The 19,063-nt window shown below is 33.6% G+C and carries 19 protein-coding genes and 2 pseudogenes; 15 read left to right on the plus strand and 6 right to left on the minus strand.

All coding sequences use genetic code 11. The features are described from left to right. Window positions 1–175: 175 nt before the first annotated feature. The 3 genes and pseudogenes from ACZZZT_RS09455 to ACZZZT_RS09465 form a co-directional block, all read right to left on the minus strand. Window positions 176–655 (minus strand): DUF6691 family protein, encoded by a 480-nt coding sequence (locus ACZZZT_RS09455; RefSeq protein WP_463460168.1) that lies wholly within the window; start codon window positions 653–655, stop codon window positions 176–178. A gap of 28 nt (window positions 656–683) precedes the next feature. After that, a pseudogene (locus ACZZZT_RS09460) lies at window positions 684–1,251 on the minus strand (YeeE/YedE family protein). A 149-nt stretch (window positions 1,252–1,400) separates the two neighbouring features. Beyond that, a pseudogene (locus ACZZZT_RS09465) lies at window positions 1,401–2,818 on the minus strand (MBL fold metallo-hydrolase). Window positions 2,819–3,027: 209 nt separating this feature from the next. Between ACZZZT_RS09465 and ACZZZT_RS09470 the strand changes: the two are divergent. The 4 genes from ACZZZT_RS09470 to ACZZZT_RS09485 all read left to right on the plus strand — a co-directional run bounded on the left by ACZZZT_RS09470 (window position 3,028) and on the right by ACZZZT_RS09485 (window position 6,875). Then, window positions 3,028–3,618, plus strand: coding sequence for an HD domain-containing protein (locus tag ACZZZT_RS09470; protein WP_463460169.1), 591 nt, complete (start codon window positions 3,028–3,030; stop codon window positions 3,616–3,618). A gap of 187 nt (window positions 3,619–3,805) precedes the next feature. Then, the gene (locus ACZZZT_RS09475) at window positions 3,806–5,152 is read left to right on the plus strand and encodes a cytochrome ubiquinol oxidase subunit I (protein WP_463460170.1); all 1,347 of its coding nucleotides are present in this window, start codon (window positions 3,806–3,808) and stop codon (window positions 5,150–5,152) included. 2 nt (window positions 5,153–5,154) lie between these two features. Continuing rightward, entirely contained in the window at window positions 5,155–6,231 is a 1,077-nt protein-coding gene (cydB, locus tag ACZZZT_RS09480; RefSeq protein WP_463460171.1) for a cytochrome d ubiquinol oxidase subunit II, read from the plus strand. Window positions 6,232–6,401: 170 nt separating this feature from the next. Next, the gene (locus ACZZZT_RS09485) at window positions 6,402–6,875 is read left to right on the plus strand and encodes a hypothetical protein (protein ID WP_463460172.1); all 474 of its coding nucleotides are present in this window, start codon (window positions 6,402–6,404) and stop codon (window positions 6,873–6,875) included. A gap of 216 nt (window positions 6,876–7,091) precedes the next feature. Here the strand turns inward: ACZZZT_RS09485 and ACZZZT_RS09490 are convergent, their stop codons facing one another. Beyond that, the gene (locus ACZZZT_RS09490) at window positions 7,092–7,877 is read right to left on the minus strand and encodes a sulfite exporter TauE/SafE family protein (protein WP_463460173.1); all 786 of its coding nucleotides are present in this window, start codon (window positions 7,875–7,877) and stop codon (window positions 7,092–7,094) included. A gap of 76 nt (window positions 7,878–7,953) precedes the next feature. Between ACZZZT_RS09490 and ACZZZT_RS09495 the strand changes: the two genes are divergently transcribed. Continuing rightward, complete coding sequence (locus tag ACZZZT_RS09495; RefSeq protein ID WP_463460174.1) at window positions 7,954–8,130, plus strand: hypothetical protein; 177 nt, start codon at window positions 7,954–7,956, stop codon at window positions 8,128–8,130. A 34-nt stretch (window positions 8,131–8,164) separates the two neighbouring features. Here the strand turns inward: ACZZZT_RS09495 and ACZZZT_RS09500 are convergent, their stop codons facing one another. Further along, window positions 8,165–8,791, minus strand: coding sequence for a Crp/Fnr family transcriptional regulator (locus tag ACZZZT_RS09500; RefSeq protein ID WP_073395514.1), 627 nt, complete (start codon window positions 8,789–8,791; stop codon window positions 8,165–8,167). Window positions 8,792–9,155: 364 nt separating this feature from the next. On the opposite strand from ACZZZT_RS09500, the gene ACZZZT_RS09505 reads away from it, so the two are divergent. The 6 genes from ACZZZT_RS09505 to ACZZZT_RS09530 all read left to right on the plus strand — a co-directional run bounded on the left by ACZZZT_RS09505 (window position 9,156) and on the right by ACZZZT_RS09530 (window position 15,946). Beyond that, on the plus strand, window positions 9,156–9,467 hold the full coding sequence (locus ACZZZT_RS09505; RefSeq protein ID WP_302097126.1) for a rhodanese-like domain-containing protein: 312 nt from the start codon (window positions 9,156–9,158) through the stop codon (window positions 9,465–9,467). A 79-nt stretch (window positions 9,468–9,546) separates the two neighbouring features. After that, window positions 9,547–11,127, plus strand: a complete 1,581-nt coding sequence (locus ACZZZT_RS09510; protein WP_463460175.1) for an NADP-dependent glyceraldehyde-3-phosphate dehydrogenase — start codon at window positions 9,547–9,549, stop codon at window positions 11,125–11,127. 307 nt (window positions 11,128–11,434) lie between these two features. Then, a complete protein-coding gene (locus ACZZZT_RS09515; protein WP_463460176.1) occupies window positions 11,435–13,294 on the plus strand; it encodes a M1 family metallopeptidase in 1,860 nt (619 codons plus the stop codon). Between the two features lie 183 nt (window positions 13,295–13,477). After that, window positions 13,478–14,095: a hypothetical protein gene (locus ACZZZT_RS09520; protein WP_463460177.1), complete on the plus strand. Its 618-nt coding sequence runs from the start codon at window positions 13,478–13,480 to the stop codon at window positions 14,093–14,095. A gap of 211 nt (window positions 14,096–14,306) precedes the next feature. Beyond that, a complete protein-coding gene (locus ACZZZT_RS09525) occupies window positions 14,307–15,533 on the plus strand; it encodes an alpha/beta hydrolase-fold protein (protein ID WP_463460178.1) in 1,227 nt (408 codons plus the stop codon). A 20-nt stretch (window positions 15,534–15,553) separates the two neighbouring features. Beyond that, window positions 15,554–15,946 carry an ACT domain-containing protein gene (locus ACZZZT_RS09530; RefSeq protein ID WP_463460179.1) on the plus strand — a complete coding sequence of 131 codons (393 nt, stop codon included), beginning with the start codon at window positions 15,554–15,556 and terminating at the stop codon, window positions 15,944–15,946. A 71-nt stretch (window positions 15,947–16,017) separates the two neighbouring features. On the opposite strand, the gene ACZZZT_RS09535 is transcribed toward ACZZZT_RS09530, so the two are convergent. After that, entirely contained in the window at window positions 16,018–16,581 is a 564-nt protein-coding gene (locus ACZZZT_RS09535) for an outer membrane beta-barrel protein (protein ID WP_463460180.1), read from the minus strand. 176 nt (window positions 16,582–16,757) lie between these two features. Here ACZZZT_RS09535 and ACZZZT_RS09540 point away from each other — a divergent pair, with 176 nt between their 5' ends. From ACZZZT_RS09540 to ACZZZT_RS09555, 4 genes are all read left to right on the plus strand, one after another. Continuing rightward, the gene (locus ACZZZT_RS09540; RefSeq protein WP_463460181.1) at window positions 16,758–16,952 is read left to right on the plus strand and encodes a hypothetical protein; all 195 of its coding nucleotides are present in this window, start codon (window positions 16,758–16,760) and stop codon (window positions 16,950–16,952) included. After that, entirely contained in the window at window positions 16,934–17,143 is a 210-nt protein-coding gene (locus ACZZZT_RS09545; RefSeq protein ID WP_463460182.1) for a GNAT family N-acetyltransferase, read from the plus strand. The genes ACZZZT_RS09540 and ACZZZT_RS09545 overlap by 19 nt, the downstream gene beginning before the upstream one ends. Window positions 17,144–17,446: 303 nt before the next feature. Beyond that, the gene (locus ACZZZT_RS09550) at window positions 17,447–17,794 is read left to right on the plus strand and encodes a hypothetical protein (protein ID WP_463460183.1); all 348 of its coding nucleotides are present in this window, start codon (window positions 17,447–17,449) and stop codon (window positions 17,792–17,794) included. A gap of 186 nt (window positions 17,795–17,980) precedes the next feature. After that, entirely contained in the window at window positions 17,981–19,063 is a 1,083-nt protein-coding gene (locus ACZZZT_RS09555) for an efflux RND transporter periplasmic adaptor subunit (protein ID WP_463460184.1), read from the plus strand.

The following is a 19,063-nucleotide window of genomic DNA, read 5'->3' on the forward strand; positions in this document are numbered from 1 at the left end:
ATTGTTTTGGCGGGTATTATTTTTAACAAACATAACTAAAGAAAATGAAACCAAACCTATTTTTAAAATTTGTCTGTTAATAGATTTAAAAGAGCAACTCAGGGAAAGTTATTAAAAAGGCAAACCCGACAGGTTTTAAGAATCTGTCGGGTTTGATATTTTAAATCGAAAAAAATTAATGAGGAAGTTTATCTTTTATCAAACCATAAAACCATGTTCCTAAAATAGCACTTAATAAAGTTACTACAATTACGGTTACTCCAGTACCTATTTGCGCAAATAAAGGGCCAGGACAGGCTCCGGTTATTGCCCAACCAAAACCAAACATCAATCCGCCATAAATTTGTCCTTTACTGAAAGTTTTAGGCTGAATTTCTATTTTTTCTCCTTGGATGGTTTTAATATTAAATCTTTTTATGATTTGAACAGAGATTATTCCAACCACAACTGCACTTCCAATTACGCCATACATAAAGAAAGACTGCAATTGAAACATTTCCTGAATACGAAACCAACTAATGATTTCTGCTTTTACGAATACAATTCCAAAAAAGATTCCAACCAAAAGATATTTTAGGTTTGAGAATCCGGAATCTTTCAATTGACTTCCGTTGATTCCTTCTGTATCTGTATTTTTATTTTCTAAATTATTCATTTTTGAAATTTTAAAGTGAAAGAATATCCTAAAGTGCAAGAATATAAGGCAGAATCAAATTTGCCATGATAAAACCGCCAATCATAAAACAGATTGTTGCTACTAATGAAGGCCATTGCAAGTTTGAAATTCCCATAATCGCATGTCCGCTTGTACATCCGCCCGCATAACGCGTCCCGAAACCAACTAAAAATCCACCCGCGACAATCATTATAAATCCACGAAGTGTAAATAAACTTTCCCAGGAAAAAGTTCTTTTGGCAATAAACCAGAATGATCTGTGATTCCATAAGATGCTAATTGTTGGGAGAGTTGTGGTGTAATTTCAACCTGATTTGGATTTGATAGAAAATAAGCTGCTATAATTCCACCAAGAAAAATTCCGAAAACGAAAAATAAATTCCAGCTTTCTTTTTTCCAGTCGTATTTAAAAAGGAAATATTCGCCGGAATGCAAGCTGCACAAATATGGCGTAATGAAGAACTAATTCCAAACGACTTATTGCCAATAATCAACAAAATTGGAACAGTCAACCCAATCAACGGACCTGCAACATACCAAGGCCAAGGTTCTCTTAAAATTTCTAGTAGGTTCATAGTTTATTTTAAAAATTAGATTTTTATTTTTTACCATTAAGATATTAAGGGAATTAAGATTTGGCAGCTTAATGAAACTTGATAAAGAAAAATTAAGTATTACTAGCTTAATAAACTTAATATCTTAATGGTAAAAATTATGTTAACGTTTATGCTTTCAAAACTTTGCTTTGGCAAACAAAATCTGATTTAGGAATATTTGTTTTTGCAATGGCTCCAAAACCTCCATCAATTTCGGTAAAATTTCTGAAACCGCGAGCTTGCAAAATTGAAGCCGCAATCATACTGCGATATCCTCCCGCGCAATGCAAATAAAAATGCTCATTTGGGTTAATGTCTTTTACCCAGTCATTTATGTAAGCAAGTGGTTTACTGTAAGCATCTTCTATGTGTTCCGCTTCGTATTCAGTTTCTTTACGAACATCAATAATTTTATCTTCTTTAATATTGAATTTATCAGCAAATTGATCAGCCGAAATTCGGTTCACCGTATCCACTTCAAAACCTGCTTTTTGCCAAGCCTCAAAGCCACCTTCAAGATGTCCAATAATTGTATCAAAACCTACACGACTTAAACGTGTTACTGTTTCTTCTTCAAGACCATTTTCGGTAACTAATACAATAGGTTGTTTTACATCAGCAACTAAAGTTCCAACCCACGGTGCAAAATCACCATTGATTCCTATATTAATAGATTGCGGAATAAATCCTTTGTAGAAATCAGCACTTTTTCGGGTATCTAAAATCAATGCTCCGGTTTCTTCGGCAACAGCTTCAAATTCTGCTGCTTTAATAGCTTTCATCCCGTTATGCAAAACTGTTTCAAAGCTTTCGTAACCGCCTTTATTCATCGCCACATTCATACTGAAATAGGCTGGCGGAGGTAATAATCCGTCCGTAACTTCTTCAATAAATTCAGCTTCGGTCATATTGGCACGCAAAGCATAATTTGTCGCTTTTTGATTTCCAATTGTCGAAACCGTTTCTTTACTCATATTTTTTCCGCAAGCGCTTCCTGCACCATGCGCCGGATAAACAATTACATCATCGGCCAAAGTCATGATTTTTTTCTTAAAGAATGAAATAAAATCCCGGCTAATTCATCCTGAGTCATTCCAGCAGCTTTTTGTGCCAAATCCGGACGGCCAACATCACCAATAAATAAAGTGTCTCCAGAGAAAATAGCGTGATCTTTTCCGTTTTCATCTATCAATAAATATGTGGTGCTTTCCATAGTATGCCCGGGAGTATGCAACGCTTTAATCGTCACATTTCCAAGTTTGAATTCCTGTCCGTCTTTTGCAGAAATGCAGTCAAATTCGCAAGCCGCATTTGGCCCGTAAACAATTGGTGCCTGAGTTTCTTTACTTAAATCGATATGACCTGAAACGAAATCAGCGTGAAAATGCGTTTCAAAAATATATTTCAATTTTACCTGATCGCGCTCTAAGCGATCCAAATAAGGTTGGATTTCTCTAAGTGGGTCGATAATAGCTGCTTCTCCGTTTGAGGTAATATAATAGGCACCTTGTGCTAAACATCCGGTGTAGATTTGTTCTATTTTCATGATATGTGTTGTAAAAATAAGGGAATACAAAGGTAACTTAGTTTTTACTTAAAATGAGTGACTAATGTTACACAAATTTGATTTTTGTGTAAAAATTTGAGGATTTTATCATAGAAGTAAATTAAGTAAGAAATTCTACATAATTGAACTTAACATCATTTATATAGTAGAAAAAAATCTACGTAATTTTACAGCCTAACAAAATCATTATGAAGACAGAAGATTTATTGAATCAAATTGCTTTTATAAAAGAAATTGATAAAGTAAAATATATTCAGCGAAAAACGAAACTGTTTAATAGCGACCGAAATGAAAATGATGCAGAACACAGTTGGCATTTGGCATTAATGACGATTGTTCTGGCTGAACATTCAAATGAACCAATTGATGTTTTGAAAGTAGTAAAAATGGTTTTGATTCATGATATTGTCGAAATTGATTCCGGTGATGTTTTTATATACGATTCTGAAAAAAATCATTGTAATACAGATGAGGAACGATTGGCGGCAAATCGCATTTTTGGTTTATTGCCAAAAAACCAAGCCGAGGAATTAATTGCAGTTTGGGAAGAATTTGAAGCCGGTGAAACCAATGAGGCCAAATTTGCAAAAGCAATGGACAGATTAGAACCGTTATTACAAAACACCTCAAATAACGGAGGAACCTGGAAAGAGTTTGACGTAAAATACGATAAGGTTTACGAAAAAAAGAGCGTGATAAACGAAGGTTCCGAAATTGTATGGAATTACGCTGAAGGTTTAATTAATGAAAGTGTTGAAAAAGGAATTTTGAAAAAATGATTAAACATAGCCCGCGGTTTCAACCGTGGGAAACGTATGATGATTTTGCATGAGTTCCCGCGGTTGAAACCGCGGGCTATGTTTTGTTGAAAAGTTTAACAAATATCAGGTTATAAAGTTTTTTTTAAGGCAGGAATTTCGGGTTTTAATGGGTAAATTTGTGGGACTTCATAAACAAATACCACTCATGGAAGAAATGCTTTTTTATGACCGAATGCAATTTGCCTTCACAATTACCTTTCACTATCTTTTTCCGCAACTTACAATGGGTCTTTCGCTGATCATTGTTTATTTTAAATGGAAATACCTCAAAACCAAAAACGAACAATACAATCATGCCACGCATTTCTGGATGAAAATTTTCGCCCTGAATTTTGCAATGGGCGTTGTAACCGGAATTCCAATGGAGTTTCAGTTTGGAACCAATTGGGCTAAATTCTCTGAATTAACAGGCGGAATTATTGGTCAGACTTTGGCGATGGAAGGCATGTTTTCCTTCTTTTTAGAATCCTCATTTCTTGGAATATTTTTATTTGGAGAAAAACTTCTCGGACATAAATGGCATTTTGTCACCGGAGTATTAATTATGATTGGTTCCTGGGCGAGCGGTTATCTGATTATTGCTACACATTCGTGGATGCAGAATCCGGTTGGTTATGAAATCCTTGAAAACGGGAAATTTGTCCTTACGAATTTCAAAGCCTTGTTTCTCAATCCGTGGTTGTGGCCTTCATATTTACACAATCAGGCAGCTTCTTTGGTAACGAGTTCATTTGTCGTAGCCGGAATAGGTGCTTTTTATATTTTGAGTCAGAAGAACGTTTCTTTTGGAAGATTGTTTTTGAAAACCGGAGTAATTTTTGGATTGATTTCGAGCATTATTGTCGCTGTTCCCACGGGAGATTTACTGGCTAAAAATGTCGTAAAATACCAACCCGTAACTTTTGCCGCGATGGAAGGAATTTTTCATACCGAGAAAAAAGGTTCGGAAATTGTTTTAATTGGTCAGCCCGATGTAAAAGATAAAAAATTGGACAATAAAATCGCAGTTCCCAATATTTTGAGTTTCCTGACTTACGGAAATTGGGATCAGGAAATCAAAGGTTTAGACCAGTTTGAAGAAGATTTACATCCAACAAATATTTCGGGATTGTATTATGCATATCATATTATGGTTGGACTCGGAACTATTTTTATTGGATTAATGGTTTTATCACTTTTTCAGTTAATTAGAGGAAAATTATACCAAACCAAATGGATTTTATGGTCGCTCATGTTTATGATGCCGTTTCCGTATATCGCCAATACAACAGGTTGGTACACAGCAGAATTAGGAAGGCAGCCTTGGCTTGTTTATAATTTATTGCGAACTGCAGAAGGTGCATCGCCAACCGTTTCATCAGGAAATACCTTATTTACCTTATTAGGTTTTATCGGGTTGTATCTTTTACTCGGTATGCTGTTTTTGCTTTTAATTGGAAAAATTATCAATAAAGGTCCGCATCATGTGGAACTTTCAACAGAAAAAATATAAGTATGGAATTTTTTTGGTACGTAGTTTTAATGGGAATTCTGGCCGTTTATATTGTACTGGACGGTTATGATTTTGGAGCAGGAATTATACATTTATTTTTTGCCAAAACAGAAAAAGATAAAAAAGCAATCACAAATTCCATTGGTCCGTTTTGGGATGCCAATGAAGTTTGGTTGATCGCTGCCGGGGGAGTTTTGTTTTTTGCTTTCCCAACTTTATATGCTTCTTCTTTCAGCGGATTTTATTTGCCTTTGATCATGATTTTATGGCTTTTGATTTTTCGCGCCATAGGATTAGAAATGCGCGGACAAGTGCATCACCCAATGTGGGAAGCAATTTGGGATAAAGCCTTTGGAATCGCGAGTTTACTTTTAGCGCTGTTCTTCGGAATTGCTTTAGGAAATATCGTTCGTGGTGTCAATCTCGGAATGGTGCAAAATGGAGTTTCAACACAAGAACCACATTTTTTCTTTTTGCCTTTGTGGAATCCAACTTTTAGTCCGCAGGCAAATGAACTGGGAATTATAGATTGGTTTACACTTTTTCTGGGAATAGTAAGTGTTGTCGCTTTAATGATTCATGGTGCCAACTGGATTATTTTTAAAACCAATTCAGATTTGAATCCGCAACTAAAAAACATGGTTTTCAGGCTTAATATTGGTTTATTGGTTTTGGTTTGCATTTCACTGCAAATCTGGCATTTTATCGAGCCGGAACCGTTTCATAATTTTATTGAAACGCCAATTCTTTGGTTTTTTCCTGTAATGGCTTTTGTTGGTATTTTAGGATTATTCAAAGTACGTTCCTTCAAAAAAGACGGCCACGCCTTTATATTCTCCTCCTTATTTTTAGTCGGCGGATTTGCTTCAACAGCAGTTTCAATTTTTCCGAATGTTTTGCCTTCCACAAATAAAGTAAATCCATCGTTAACGATTTATAATACCGCAGCAGGAGAATACGGTTTAAACGCAGGATTAAGCTGGTTTTTTATCGCTTTGTTTTTGGTAATTATTTATTTTATTATTCAATATCGCGTTTTTAGCGGGAAAATGGATGATATTGGGTATGGGGAGCATTAGTTTATTTGAGAATAATTTCACGAATTATTATATGAATAGCCGTTGGTTTTAACCAACGGTCAAAATGATTAAGTGACGGGCTTTAGCCAAATTTATAACTATTTGGCTAAAGCCTTTTTTTATTAATAAGTTTCCTCCAGCTAAAGCAGGAGGCAATTCAAAAAAATAATATGGAAGTTGTGCAGTTTAAAAATTGGAAATTTGAAGTTGATAAAACTTTAACTCTAGAGACCTACACAGGAGTTACTAATAGCGGCAGCACCTCTTGTGGATGCAATGATTGTAAAAATTATATTGCAAATAGAGAAAATGTTTTCCCTGAAGAAGTTAAAGATTTGTTTTTAAATTTAGGAATTGACTATAATAAAGAAGTTGAAATTTGTTCCTGGCAGATTCTGCCAAATGGATTACATCATATTGCAGGATGGTTTCATTTTAAAGGCAAAATTATTGAAGGTAAAAATCGTAAAAAAGATATTAAAAAGTCAGGTTTTTATATTGGGTTAACAGAGATCGGAAATGATTTTTCGATAGGTTTTTGTGAGCAAAGCAGTTTAACTTTTTTTAAAGATAAAAGTGAATTAATTCAGGTCGAGTTTGAAGCTCATATTCCATGGGTTATTAACAAGTCTCTGGAAATTTAATTAATGACAAAAAATTCTAATTTAACGGAGTTTGCGTTAGGGATAGAAGCGGTATCCTTTTTGTTTTTTCTTTAAAAATAAAAAGATATAGCGGATAGCCCGGCCGAAGGAAACGCCCAAAAAATACAAATCCGCTTATTCCCTGAAATAAACGGATTTTTTAGTTTCATCTTTGTCAAAATTTAAAACTTTGACAAAGATTACTCTACAAGTGAACTAAAATAAAACCTCTTTTGTAATAATATAAAATCCCATAACGAGAACAAACCAGCCAAAAATTGGTTTTAGTTTAGTTCCGTCAATTTTTTTAGAAAGCTGGCTTCCAATTATCATTCCCATGAGTGCCATTGCCGAAATGCCTAATAAAAAAGGGTAATTTATAGGAGTTCCGATGTATAAATCTCCTGCGAAGCCTATCGAAGAATTGATTGAGATAATTAATAATGAAGTTCCAACGGCCTGTTTCATGGGTAATTTCGCGAAGAAGAGAAGGGCAGGAATAATCAAAAATCCGCCGCCGGCACCTAGGAATCCGGTTATGATACCGACAATAAAACCTATGAAGCTGAGTTGAATATAATTCGTTTCGGCACCTTTTATTTCGGGTTGGTTTTTTCGAATCATCGAAATTGCTGCCGTAATCATCAATACCGAAAAGATGATCATAATCAGAAAATCTTTGGAAACAGAATAAGAAGCAATCGAAAATAAAGTAGAAGCAATTTGAGGAAAAATCACTTCGCGAATAATCAGAATCGAAATCACAGAAGGAATCGCAAAATACAAAGCCGATTTTAGTTTGAGGTTTCCCATTTTGTAATGGCTGTAACTCCCAAACATTGCGGTTAATCCAACAATAAATAAAGAATAAGAAGTGGCTTGCTCCGGATTTACTTTAAATAAATACACCAAAATCGGAATCGTTAATATAGATCCGCCGCCACCAATTAAGCCAAGCGAAATCCCGATAATGATTGAAGCAAAATAGCCTAAATATTCCATTGCATTTGTTTTTATGCAAAGGTGCTTCGTTAATTAGAAATGTACAGTAACATTTATCACATAAGAGTTTTTTTGCTTGCGGATTTTTTTTGCCCGCGGATTTGGCGGATTAAACGGATTGTCGCAGATTATTTTTTTAATTTTAAAAGTTCTAATTTGTCACGTCGAGCGTCCCGAAACTTCGGGAGATATGCATTGTGAGTTCTCTCCCGAAGTTTCGGGACGCTCGAACTGGCAAAAAGAAAATCAGTGAAAACCGGTTTAATCCGTAAAATCCGCGGGCTTTTTTACTTTAAAAGCTCAATTTGGTTGCGGTTAAGTTTGACCAAACCGCGTTGTTCCATTTTCTTGAGTAATCTGGATACGACCTCGCGTGAAGTATTTAATTCGGTTGCGATTTCCTGATGCGATAATTTTACTTCAGAACAGCCACAGGCATCAGAATGTCTTTTGAGATAAAATTCTAAACGCTCGTCCATAGATCTAAAGGCAATATTATCGACAACTTCTAAGACTTCTTCAAAACGGCTTCGATAAGTTTCAATTACAAATTCATACCATGTTCTGTGTTCCATCATCCATTTGTCCATCATTTGCAGCGGAATCATCATGACCGAAACATCTTCGACAACTTTTGCCATAATTTGGCTTTTCTCGCTTTTGGCTGTACAAATCATAGAAATTGCACACGCTTGTCCCGGTTGAAGATAATACATTAAAAATTCGCCGCCATCTTCGCCTTCACGATAAATTTTGATTTTTCCTTTGGTAATCAAAACTGTGTTTTTAATGTATTGTCCGGTTCGCATTAAAATGGTTCCTGCTTCAAAATCCTGTGCGCTTCCATTTTCTTCAATAGTAGAAATAAGTTCGCTGGAGAAATTGGGAAATATGTTTTGTAATGAATTTTGCATGTATCTGGTTTGCTTTTTTGCCACGAATTTCACGAATCAGCACGAATTAATTAGTGAAAATTAGTGAAATTCGTGGTAATCTTTTTTTATCAAATTAAGATTAAAGAACATAATATTATACAAAGATAGCAGATTGAAACGTTATTAATTGTCAGAAAACTATTTTTAAGATGTATTTTACGTAAATGCAAAAAACCTATTTTCCATCGATTTTATAGAGTATATTTTTAAAAATAGTAAGTAAATTTGTATTTCACTGATTATTATACTTTCTCTAAAACGTTTTCTGAGAATAATAATCGAAATCGCATTTGGTACGTTTTTAATTAATAGAAACGTCGTAATTTTACAAAAAACACATATTATGAATTTATCACAAGAAGATTGGGTTAATCAGCTTGCTGCTGACGAGAATGCAGTTATACTGGACGTAAGAACTGAAGACGAATTTAATGACGGTTATATCGAAAATGCCTTAAATATTGATATCAATAAAGGTCAGGCATTTATTTATGAAATCGAAGAACTTGACAAAAATAAAAATTATTATGTGTATTGCCGTTCTGGAGCAAGAAGTGCCAAAGCATGCCAGGTTATGAATGAGTTAGGTATACAAAATGCCTATAACCTGCTTGGTGGAATCCTGGACTGGGAAGGTGAAACTGTAAACCCATAAAAGTAAAGAAGAGGCATAAAAGGCCTCTTTTTTCTTTTGAAATTGCTATTAATAACCAAACTATAAAAATTACCAGATTATGAGTTTTATACCCGAAGAATATCAGATTAAAACACTAATAAATCAAGACACTTATCTTGTAAATGGAGAATTGAAACAATGGACAGGACAAACAACCCCTGTTTTTTCGACGATTTCTTCTACAGAAAAATACTCGCCAACATTATTAGGATCAATCCCGTTTATGGGAGAAAAAGAAGCGGCAGAAGTTGTTGAGGCTGCCAATGGTGCATACCATAAAGGTCAGGGCTTATGGCCAACGATGAAAGTGGCTGACCGAATTAAATGCATGGAGAATTTCGTAAGACAAATGAAGGATACCCGCGAAGAAGTGGTGAAACTTTTGATGTGGGAAATTGGAAAAAATCTTGGCGATTCGCAAAAAGAATTTGACAGAACGGTAGAATATATTCAGGATACGATTGATAGTTATAAAGAACTGAACGGACGTAGTTCTCATTTTGAAAAAGTACAAGGTGTTAATGCCATGATTCGCCGTGGACCTCTGGGTGTTGTTTTGTGCCTTGGACCTTACAATTATCCGCTTAACGAAACTTTTTCGTTATTGATTCCGGCTTTGATTATGGGAAATACCGTAATCTTTAAACCGGCAAAACATGGTGTTTTATGTATTTCGCCATTATTGCATGCCTTTAGAAGCAGTTTTCCAAAAGGTGTAATCAATATTGTTTATGGCAGAGGCCGTGAAATTGCTTCTCCAATCATGAAATCAGGGAAAATTGATGTTTTGGCATTAATAGGGAACAGTAAATCAGCGATTGCTTTGCAGGATCAACACCCTAATAAAAACAGATTGCGTTTAATTTTAGGTTTAGAAGCCAAAAACCCGGCGATCGTTTTACCGGATGCCGATTTGGATTTGGCAATTCAGGAATGTATTGCAGGTTCTTTATCTTTTAACGGACAGCGTTGTACGGCTCTAAAAGTATTATACGTTCACGAATCTATTGCAGAAGAATTCAACAGACGTTTTTCTGAAAAAGTTGACGGATTAGTATTTGGAAACCCTTGGGATAAAAATGCTTCGTTAACACCGCTTCCTGAAACAGATAAACCAGCCTACATTCAGGGATTAATTGATGATGCAACTTCTAAAGGAGCAAAAATCCTGAATGAAAAAGGTGGAAAACATACTGAAAATTATATTTTTCCGGCAGTTTTATTTCCGGTAAATAAAGAAATGAGAGTTTATCACGAAGAACAATTTGGACCTGTAGTGCCAATTATCTCATTTAAACATATTGATGAACCTCTGGATGATATGGCCGAATCAAATTACGGACAACAAGTAAGTTTGTTCGGAAAAGATATTAAAACTTTGGCTCCACTTATTGATTCTTTAGTGAATTTAGTGTGCAGAGTAAACCTGAACAGTTCTTGCCAAAGAGGCCCGGATGCTTTCCCTTTCACAGGTCGTAAAGATTCTGCCGTAGGAACCTTAAGTATCCCGGATGCATTGCGTTCATTCTCAATTCGTACGTTTGTAGCTTCAAAAGATATCGCTTACAATAATGAAATTTTGCAGGAATTGTTAAACAGCAAGGAATCAAACTTCATTAATACCGATTATATTTTGTAGTGATCAAGGTTATATATTAAATTGTAGATGCCGTCTTTTTCTTTTGAATTAGGCGGTTTTTTTGTTTGCCACGAAGGTACAAGGACGCAAAGTTTTTTTGTTTTGAGCTAAATTTTAATCTCGCAAAGTCGCGAAGACGCAAAGTTTTTTTAATTTGTGTCTTTAAAAAGAATCTTTGCGTCCTTGTGCCTTCGTGGCAAATTAACCCTAAACTTAAAAATATCTTTAAAGAATTGTAACATTCAATAAAAAAACGCAACTAATATTCATAGCAACTATTAAATAAACAAAATTCCCAAAACCACGTATGGAAAAATTTATACTAATTGTCTTTTTGTTTTTGGCACAAAATAATTTTGCGCAGGAACTTTATATGCCGCGAAATATCAAAGAAGCTTATGCAAAAGGTACCCGCTCGATGGACGGAAAACCTGGAAAAAATTACTGGCAAAACCACGGAAAATACGATATCGCATTAACTGTAAATGCTAACACAAAAATTATCAGCGGTACTGAAACTATTGTCTATACAAACAATAGCAGCGATACTTTAAAAAATTTACCAATTCGTTTTGTAAACAACCTTCATAAACCATCTTCGCCAAGGGGAGGAGCTGTTAGTGATGATTTTTTAAGCGACGGATTAACCATTACAGCTTTAAAAATTGGGGATGAAGTTTATAAAGAAGATGCCAGAAGCTGGGGAACAGTTGGAAATGTAAAATTGAAAAAAGCAATTCCGCCACATTCTAAAATTACAATAAATATCGATTGGCATTATCCTTTATCAAAAGAGAGTGGAAGAGAGGGACAAATTGATAATACGACTTTCTTTGCAGCTTACAGTTATCCACGTGTTACTGTATTTGATGATTATAACAAATGGGACAGATTACCACACACAGATCGTCAGGAGTTTTACAATGATTTTAATGATTATACCTATTCTGTAAAAGCACCTAAAAACTATGTAGTTTACGGAACCGGAGATTTATTAAATCCGGATGAGGTTTTACAGCCTGAATTTGCAGCGCGTTTGAAAAAATCATATGTAACAGATGAAATCTTGCATATTGCAAACGAACAGGAAATGAAAAGTGGCGTAGTAACAAAGCAAAACGAATGGAATGTTTGGAAATTTGAAGCAAAACATATCTCAGATGTTTGTTTTGGTTTGAGCGATCATTATTTATGGGATGCGAGCAGCGTTGTTGTAGACAAAAAAACAAATCGTCGTGCGAGTGTTCAGGCGGCGTATGATATAAAAGGAACTGATTTTGTAAATTCGATTAAAAACAATCAATATGCTCTGGACTGGTTTTCAAACAACTGGCCGGGAATTCCGTATCCATTTTCTAAAATGACCGCTTTTCAGGGTTTTGCAGATATGGAATATCCAATGATGTGTAATGATTCGCAGATGAACGATCCGGTTTTTGCACAATTAGTTCAGGATCATGAAGTAGCACATACTTATTTTCCTTTTTACATGGGAATCAATGAAACGCGTTATGCTTTTATGGATGAAGGCTGGGCAACCACTTTTGAATATTTAATAGGAATTGCAGAACATGGTAAAGAAGCTGCTGATAAATTTTATAAAGAATTCAGAGTAGAAGGTTATATAAATGATGTTTCAACAGAAGAAGATCAGCCCATAATTTCAATGTCATCTCAACTTTCAGGTCCGGGTTACGGAAACAATTCGTACGGAAAAGCTTCTCTTTCCTATATTGCATTAAAAGATTTGCTTGGAGATGATTTGTTCAAAAAATCGCTTCACGCTTATATGGATAACTGGAACGGAAAACATCCAATTCCATGGGATTATTTTAATTCGATGAACACCGCTTCAGGACGAAATTTGAATTGGTTTTTTAATAACTGGTTTTTTACCAATAATTATATAGACCTTTCCGTTAAAAAAGTCGAAAAAAATATTGTAGCTATAGAAAACGTGGGAGGTTTTGCTATTCCATTTGACGTAAATGTCATTTACACAGACGATTCAAAAGAAACTTTGCATCAAACTCCGGCAATTTGGCAAAACAATCAAAAAACAGCTTCAGTTACCTTAAAAAATAAAAAACAAATTAAGCAGATAACTGTTGATGGAGGTATTTTTATGGATGCCACACCAAACAATAATATATTTTTAGTAAGATAAATTATCTGTTTTAGCAATAAAAAATCCTCTTTCTTATTTTAAGAAAGAGGATTTTGCGTTTTAATTCGTTGATATATAATTATTTGCGTGTTATTGGTTTGTGCTTTATAAAAAAATACGTAAAAGCGTAAAATAGTTACGAATTTAACAATTATGTTTGCAAAAAAATAAAGCCATTTTTAAATGAGAAAAAAATACTTTACTGTTATTATTTTATTATTTGCAATTAAAAGCTTTGCTCAGATCGATGCAAAGGCTAAATTTCAAAAAAATAAATACGAATTAGCTGTTGCCTGTTACAAAAAATCAGATTTTGTAAACGCATTGGATCTATTTTCTGTGGCATCAAAAATTAAACCTGAAAATGAATTGGGTCAGGAATCAATTAAAAAAGTAGATACTTTAAAATGTCTCCTGAGAAAAGATATGATGCAAAAAGCTTTGGGTACCTGGAAACTGATTGGCGATAAACCACTTTGGGCAGTAAAAACAACAAAGGATTCTCAAAACAAGTTAGTTGATGAATTTGTTGAAATATCAGAAAATAAGATTTTGTTCTACGAGCAGGACAAAAAAACTTTGGTTAAAAAAATAATAAAAACAGAGAACTTAGTTTATTACAACAAAGACAAATCAGATTCATTATTTTCGGCCGTTATTTTGTCTGATGGTACAATTTGGAATTGCACTGTCGATGATAAATCACATGCATTACACGTAATAAACATTGCCAAACAAACGGAAAACGGTGTTGAAAAAATTGAAAGTGAAAATTTAGAACGTTATTATTTGAAAATGTAATTACTGATAAAAAGAGTTTTTCTAATTATAATACTTATAAAAGCCGCAAAGAAATAAAACTCTTTGCGGCTTTTATTTTTCTTAGAATTGGTGATTCAAAAATCAATTTTTATCGTTTTTGTTTTATATTTATTGTCTAACTACTAACGCAAAAACAAAGATGAAACAAATTAATTTCCGAGGTAATTTTTCAGTTTTTCTAAATTTCAATATGATTCTTTTATGTTGTATTTTATTGTTTGGAAATTATTCAAACGCTCAAAATAAAAACCAGATTACTATAGGAACAATTGATAGTATTTCTTCGAAAGTTTTAAATGAACAAAGAAAAATTTGGATTCATCTTCCCAGAAGTGTTCAATATAAAGGATTTTCTATCCAAAAATATCCGGTCGTTTATTTATTAGACGGAGATGCCCATTTTAGCTCTGTTGTTGGAATGATAGAGGAATTAAGCGAAATAAACGGAAACACAATATGTCCGGAAATGATTGTTGTAGGCATTCCAAATACAAACAGAACCAGAGATTTAACCCCAACACATTCTGATATCGATTTGCCTTTTGTGAATAAAGGTTTAAGTGAGCAATCTGGCGGAGGAGAAAAGTTTACAGAATTTTTAGAGAAAGAATTGATCCCTTATATCGATTCAAAATATCCAACAGCACCTTATAAAACACTAATTGGACATTCTTTTGGCGGATTAACCGTTATGAATGTTCTTACCAATCATACTAATTTATTCAATTCTTATGTTGCCATCGATCCGAGTATGTGGTGGGATAAGCAAAAGTTTTTAAAAGAAACCACAAAAACATTAGCAACTAAAAATTTGGCAAATGTTTCTCTGTTTTTAGGTGTTGCCAATACGATGGAAGACAATATGGATCTTCTAAAAGTTCGAAAAGATACTTCAGTAATTACAAAACATATTCGATCTGCATTAGATTTAAACGACTTTTTAAGTCAGAATAAAAAAAGCAATTTACAATATCAATACAAATATTATAAAGACGATAATCATGGTTCGATTCCCTTAATTGCGACTTATGACGCACTTCGTTTTCTTTTTTCTTTTAATCAATTAAAGCTTTCAATTGGAGAGCAAATGAATTTCAATAAAGCGGTTTTTGCTAAAATTGAAAAACATTATGAAAATGTATCGAAACATCTTGGTTATAAAGTAAATATTCCGGAGCAGGTCGTAAATGTATATGGTTATCAGGCTCTTTCAAAAAAGGATAATGATTTGGCAGGTTATTTATTTAAACTAAATGTAACAAATTATCCAGAAAGTCCGAACGTATTTGATTCTCTTGGAGATTTTTATGAAGCAAACGGAGATAAAAAAAATGCTATTACCAATTATCAAAAAGCATTGACTTTAGATAAAGATTTTCCGGAAACAAGATCTAAATTAGAAAAACTCTTAAAATAATTGTTTAGTAAAAAATAGTCATGTCAGGAGAAAAAGATTTAAAGCAATTGCTAAAAAGCATGAAACCGGAACATATTTCCGGAGATTATGTTTTTTGTAAAGTTGCCAATTTAGAAAACGTAAATCTAAATGAAGTTGAAATGTTCTTTAGAGAAAAAGAAGCGATTACCTTAATTCTGAAAAAAGAAATAGCAGAGATTCTAAAGCTGGAATATTCCGTTATAATGGCGTGGATAACATTAACTGTTCATTCTTCGTTAGAAGCAGTTGGATTAACGGCAGCATTTTCGAAAGCACTTTCAGAAAACGGAATTAGCTGTAATGTTGTCGCAGCATTTTATCACGATCATATTTTTGTAAATCAAAAAGATATAGAAAAAGCAATGGAAACTCTGAATGCATTTTCGAATTAAAGCTAAATATTTTTTGCCACAGATTCAAAGATTATAATTCTTTGAATCTCTGAAATCTGTGGTGTTTATTTTTATAAAAATTTATACCCAAGTGAAAAATTCACAACTCCTGTTTTTAATTCTCTGTTAGAAGCATCAAGATCTGATAGACCTGCAAGGTAACGGGCATCAAAAGTAAATTTCCATACATCGACGCCTACACCGCCAAGAATACTGCTGTTGTCCTGCTCAAAAGCAATTAAGCTAAGATCGTTATTGGCTTTTATATCAGAGTAATGTTTCCAGTTATAGCCAACAAAAACACGAAGATTTCCTAGTTTTCCAAACGGAAGTATTTTATAACCAGCAATTAAAGAAGCGTCTGTTCCTGATAATTCATATTCCGTTTCGCCAATTCCGGTTTGAGAAACACTAAATTTATTTTTTCCATAACCAAATTCGGCCTGACCGTAAAAAAGCAATAAATTAACTCTCGCAAATCCCGAAAAACCTATATCTGTACCTGAACTTTTAGAACTAAAATCATCTGTTACCGCTGAAGTAATATTGGATGAAAATTGAGGTCCAAATTGTATTAATTGTGCAAAACCATTTACACTTATACATAATAATACTGCTGCAAGGAATTTTTTCATAACTGGATTTGTTGTTTTTAGTTACTATAAAAATAATTATTATTCATTAGAATAGAGAGATTTATCTTATTTATTTTTTAATTATTTGTCTGGTATTTAAATAGATATGTTTTTGTCTTTTCTTTGAGGAAGAATAAAAGCAAATTGGCTTAATTTTGAAAACAAAAGAATTTAAAATGAAAATTGCAGCAATACAGGCTTCTCAAACCTGGCAAATCAGACATGACGTTATGTGGCCCGATCAGCCTTTTGAATTTGTTCAATTAAAGGAAGATGATTTAGGAGAACATTTTGGTGTTTTTACAGATGACCAATTAGTTTCAATAGTTTCCTGTTTTTTTCTGGAGATGAAATGCAGTTTAGGAAATTAGCAACTTTAGAACAATTTCAGGGACAGGGAATTGCGTCAGGATTATTGCATTATATCTTGAAATTGGCAAAAGAAAAAGGAGTAAAAAAGTTTGGTGTAATGCCAGAACAAATAAAAAGAATTTTTACGGGAAATTTGGAATGTCAGATACCTATAAAACTTTTGAAAAAAACGAACAGGAATTTACTATAATGGAAATTTTGTTTTAGAAATAGCATCATAATTGCGAAATAAAATATAGAGAATCAAATATTTACGATTCTCGTTTTTTGGAACTTGCTTATTTGTCAATATTTTAGTGAAGTTACTTTTATGTTAATTTGCTCTATTATTTCCGCACAAAATCGCTCTAATTATTGTTGAATTAATAGTGAAATAAAAAGAAAACGTTTTCGCAAATTATAACTTGTTAAGACTTTCTTATTTTATTTTTTTATTCCGATCTTTTATTACTTTCGCACTCAAATGAGAAAGTTAGTAGTATTTTTAACATTTATGAATTTCCTTCTGCTAGGCGGAGGGCAATACCTTAATGCTGAAACACACCTAAATTCTCACCACAATCTTGAGAAAAGACACCGCGTAAAATTTACCAATAACGAACAAGGCAGTTCAATAATTGAAGATGCTGATATAGATTTGGATGAAGAGTATTTTGGCGACAATCTTAAAGGTGGACTTTCCAATAAATTTTTTGCAACAAACTACAGCTTACTTGATAGCTGGTATTTGACATTATCTCGTCAAAGCGCTGCAAAATCTTCCAATCATTTTGATATTTTCGGCTCATCTTGTGGCCAGTCAAATCCTATCTACATTACTCAGAGAGTTTTAAGAATTTGATTCTATTTTATACATCGGTTACCAAAAGCGTGATCATGCATAAATATGGATTTTATTTTTAGAATTTACTTCTTAAAATTTACCACACTTACGACATTCAATTCACGTATTGGCGACTGATGCTTTCTACATCTAAAGGGATTTTTTGTATCCTTATTCAATCGCTTAATTTCCAATTACATACCAATGAAAAGAATTATCGTGTTAACGGGCATGCTTGCCGTGTTGTGCCTTACCAGTTGTACATCAAAAAAAGAAGAAAAAGAAGAAGAAGAAAAATTTACAGTTACCAACCCTGTAAAAATTGACACTTCATTTACTAAAGAGTATGTTTCGCAGATAAAATCTGTTCGAAACATCGAAATCCGCGCCCAGGAAAAAGGGTTTTTACAAAACATCTATGTTGATGAGGGTCAGTTTGTAAAAAAAGGCCAGTTGTTGTTTAAAATTATGCCAAACATGTATCAGGCAGAATTGCTTAAAGCACAGGCAGAGCAAAAATCAACAGAAATTGAATTGCAAAATTCTAAATTATTAGCAGATAAAAATATCGTTTCTAAAAACGAATTAAGTGTAGCTCAGGCAAAATTACAATCAGCAAAAGCAGAAGTTGCATTAGCAAAATTACATTTATCATTTACCGAAATCAGAGCGCCGTTTGACGGAACAATCGATAGAATTCCTTTAAAATTAGGAAGTCTTATTGACGAAGGAGAATTATTGACAAGCCTTTCAGACAACAGTCAAATGTTTGCTTATTTCAATGTATCTGAACCAGAATATCTTCAATATCAAACTGATGTAAAAGACCGTGCAGGAAATAATATTGGTTTGCTTTTGGCAAATGGAGAGTCTTTTAAATATAAAGGAAATGTTGAAGTTATTGAAAGTGAATTCGATAACGAAACAGGAAATATTGCTTTTAGAGCGAGATTCCCAAATACAGGAAAACTGTTAAGAAATGGTGAAACAGGAAAAGTTCAAATGCTTGTTCCGTTGAAAAATGCTATCGTAATTCCACAAAAAGCAACTTATGAAATTCAGGATAAAAAATACGTTTTCGTAGTTGATAAAAACAACGTGGTAACTTCTAAAGAAATCACAATTACAGGTGAAATTCCGGATTTATATGTTGTAAGCAGCGGACTAGGAGAAAATGATAAAATCTTGCTTGAAGGAGTTCAAAAGGTAAAAGACAATGATAAGATTAAATTCGAATTCCTTTCTCCTAAAACGGTAATGAATAATTTACGATTAAAAGCGGAGTAA

Source organism: Flavobacterium sp. AC274, from assembly GCF_979258275.1.

Bases quoted from the DNA above. Each gene is read 5' to 3' on its own strand.
- ACZZZT_RS09455 (WP_463460168.1), bottom strand. From the start codon at position 655: ATGAATAATTTAGAAAATAAAAATACAGATACAGAAGGAATCAACGGA.
- ACZZZT_RS09470 (WP_463460169.1), top strand. From the start codon at position 3,028: ATGAAGACAGAAGATTTATTGAATCAAATTGCTTTTATAAAAGAAATT.
- ACZZZT_RS09475 (WP_463460170.1), top strand. From the start codon at position 3,806: ATGGAAGAAATGCTTTTTTATGACCGAATGCAATTTGCCTTCACAATT.
- cydB (WP_463460171.1), top strand. From the start codon at position 5,155: ATGGAATTTTTTTGGTACGTAGTTTTAATGGGAATTCTGGCCGTTTAT.
- ACZZZT_RS09485 (WP_463460172.1), top strand. From the start codon at position 6,402: ATGGAAGTTGTGCAGTTTAAAAATTGGAAATTTGAAGTTGATAAAACT.
- ACZZZT_RS09490 (WP_463460173.1), bottom strand. From the start codon at position 7,877: ATGGAATATTTAGGCTATTTTGCTTCAATCATTATCGGGATTTCGCTT.
- ACZZZT_RS09500 (WP_073395514.1), bottom strand. From the start codon at position 8,791: ATGCAAAATTCATTACAAAACATATTTCCCAATTTCTCCAGCGAACTT.
- ACZZZT_RS09505 (WP_302097126.1), top strand. From the start codon at position 9,156: ATGAATTTATCACAAGAAGATTGGGTTAATCAGCTTGCTGCTGACGAG.
- ACZZZT_RS09510 (WP_463460175.1), top strand. From the start codon at position 9,547: ATGAGTTTTATACCCGAAGAATATCAGATTAAAACACTAATAAATCAA.
- ACZZZT_RS09515 (WP_463460176.1), top strand. From the start codon at position 11,435: ATGGAAAAATTTATACTAATTGTCTTTTTGTTTTTGGCACAAAATAAT.
- ACZZZT_RS09520 (WP_463460177.1), top strand. From the start codon at position 13,478: ATGAGAAAAAAATACTTTACTGTTATTATTTTATTATTTGCAATTAAA.
- ACZZZT_RS09525 (WP_463460178.1), top strand. From the start codon at position 14,307: ATGATTCTTTTATGTTGTATTTTATTGTTTGGAAATTATTCAAACGCT.
- ACZZZT_RS09530 (WP_463460179.1), top strand. From the start codon at position 15,554: ATGTCAGGAGAAAAAGATTTAAAGCAATTGCTAAAAAGCATGAAACCG.
- ACZZZT_RS09535 (WP_463460180.1), bottom strand. From the start codon at position 16,581: ATGAAAAAATTCCTTGCAGCAGTATTATTATGTATAAGTGTAAATGGT.
- ACZZZT_RS09540 (WP_463460181.1), top strand. From the start codon at position 16,758: ATGAAAATTGCAGCAATACAGGCTTCTCAAACCTGGCAAATCAGACAT.
- ACZZZT_RS09545 (WP_463460182.1), top strand. From the start codon at position 16,934: ATGCAGTTTAGGAAATTAGCAACTTTAGAACAATTTCAGGGACAGGGA.
- ACZZZT_RS09550 (WP_463460183.1), top strand. From the start codon at position 17,447: ATGAATTTCCTTCTGCTAGGCGGAGGGCAATACCTTAATGCTGAAACA.
- ACZZZT_RS09555 (WP_463460184.1), top strand. From the start codon at position 17,981: ATGAAAAGAATTATCGTGTTAACGGGCATGCTTGCCGTGTTGTGCCTT.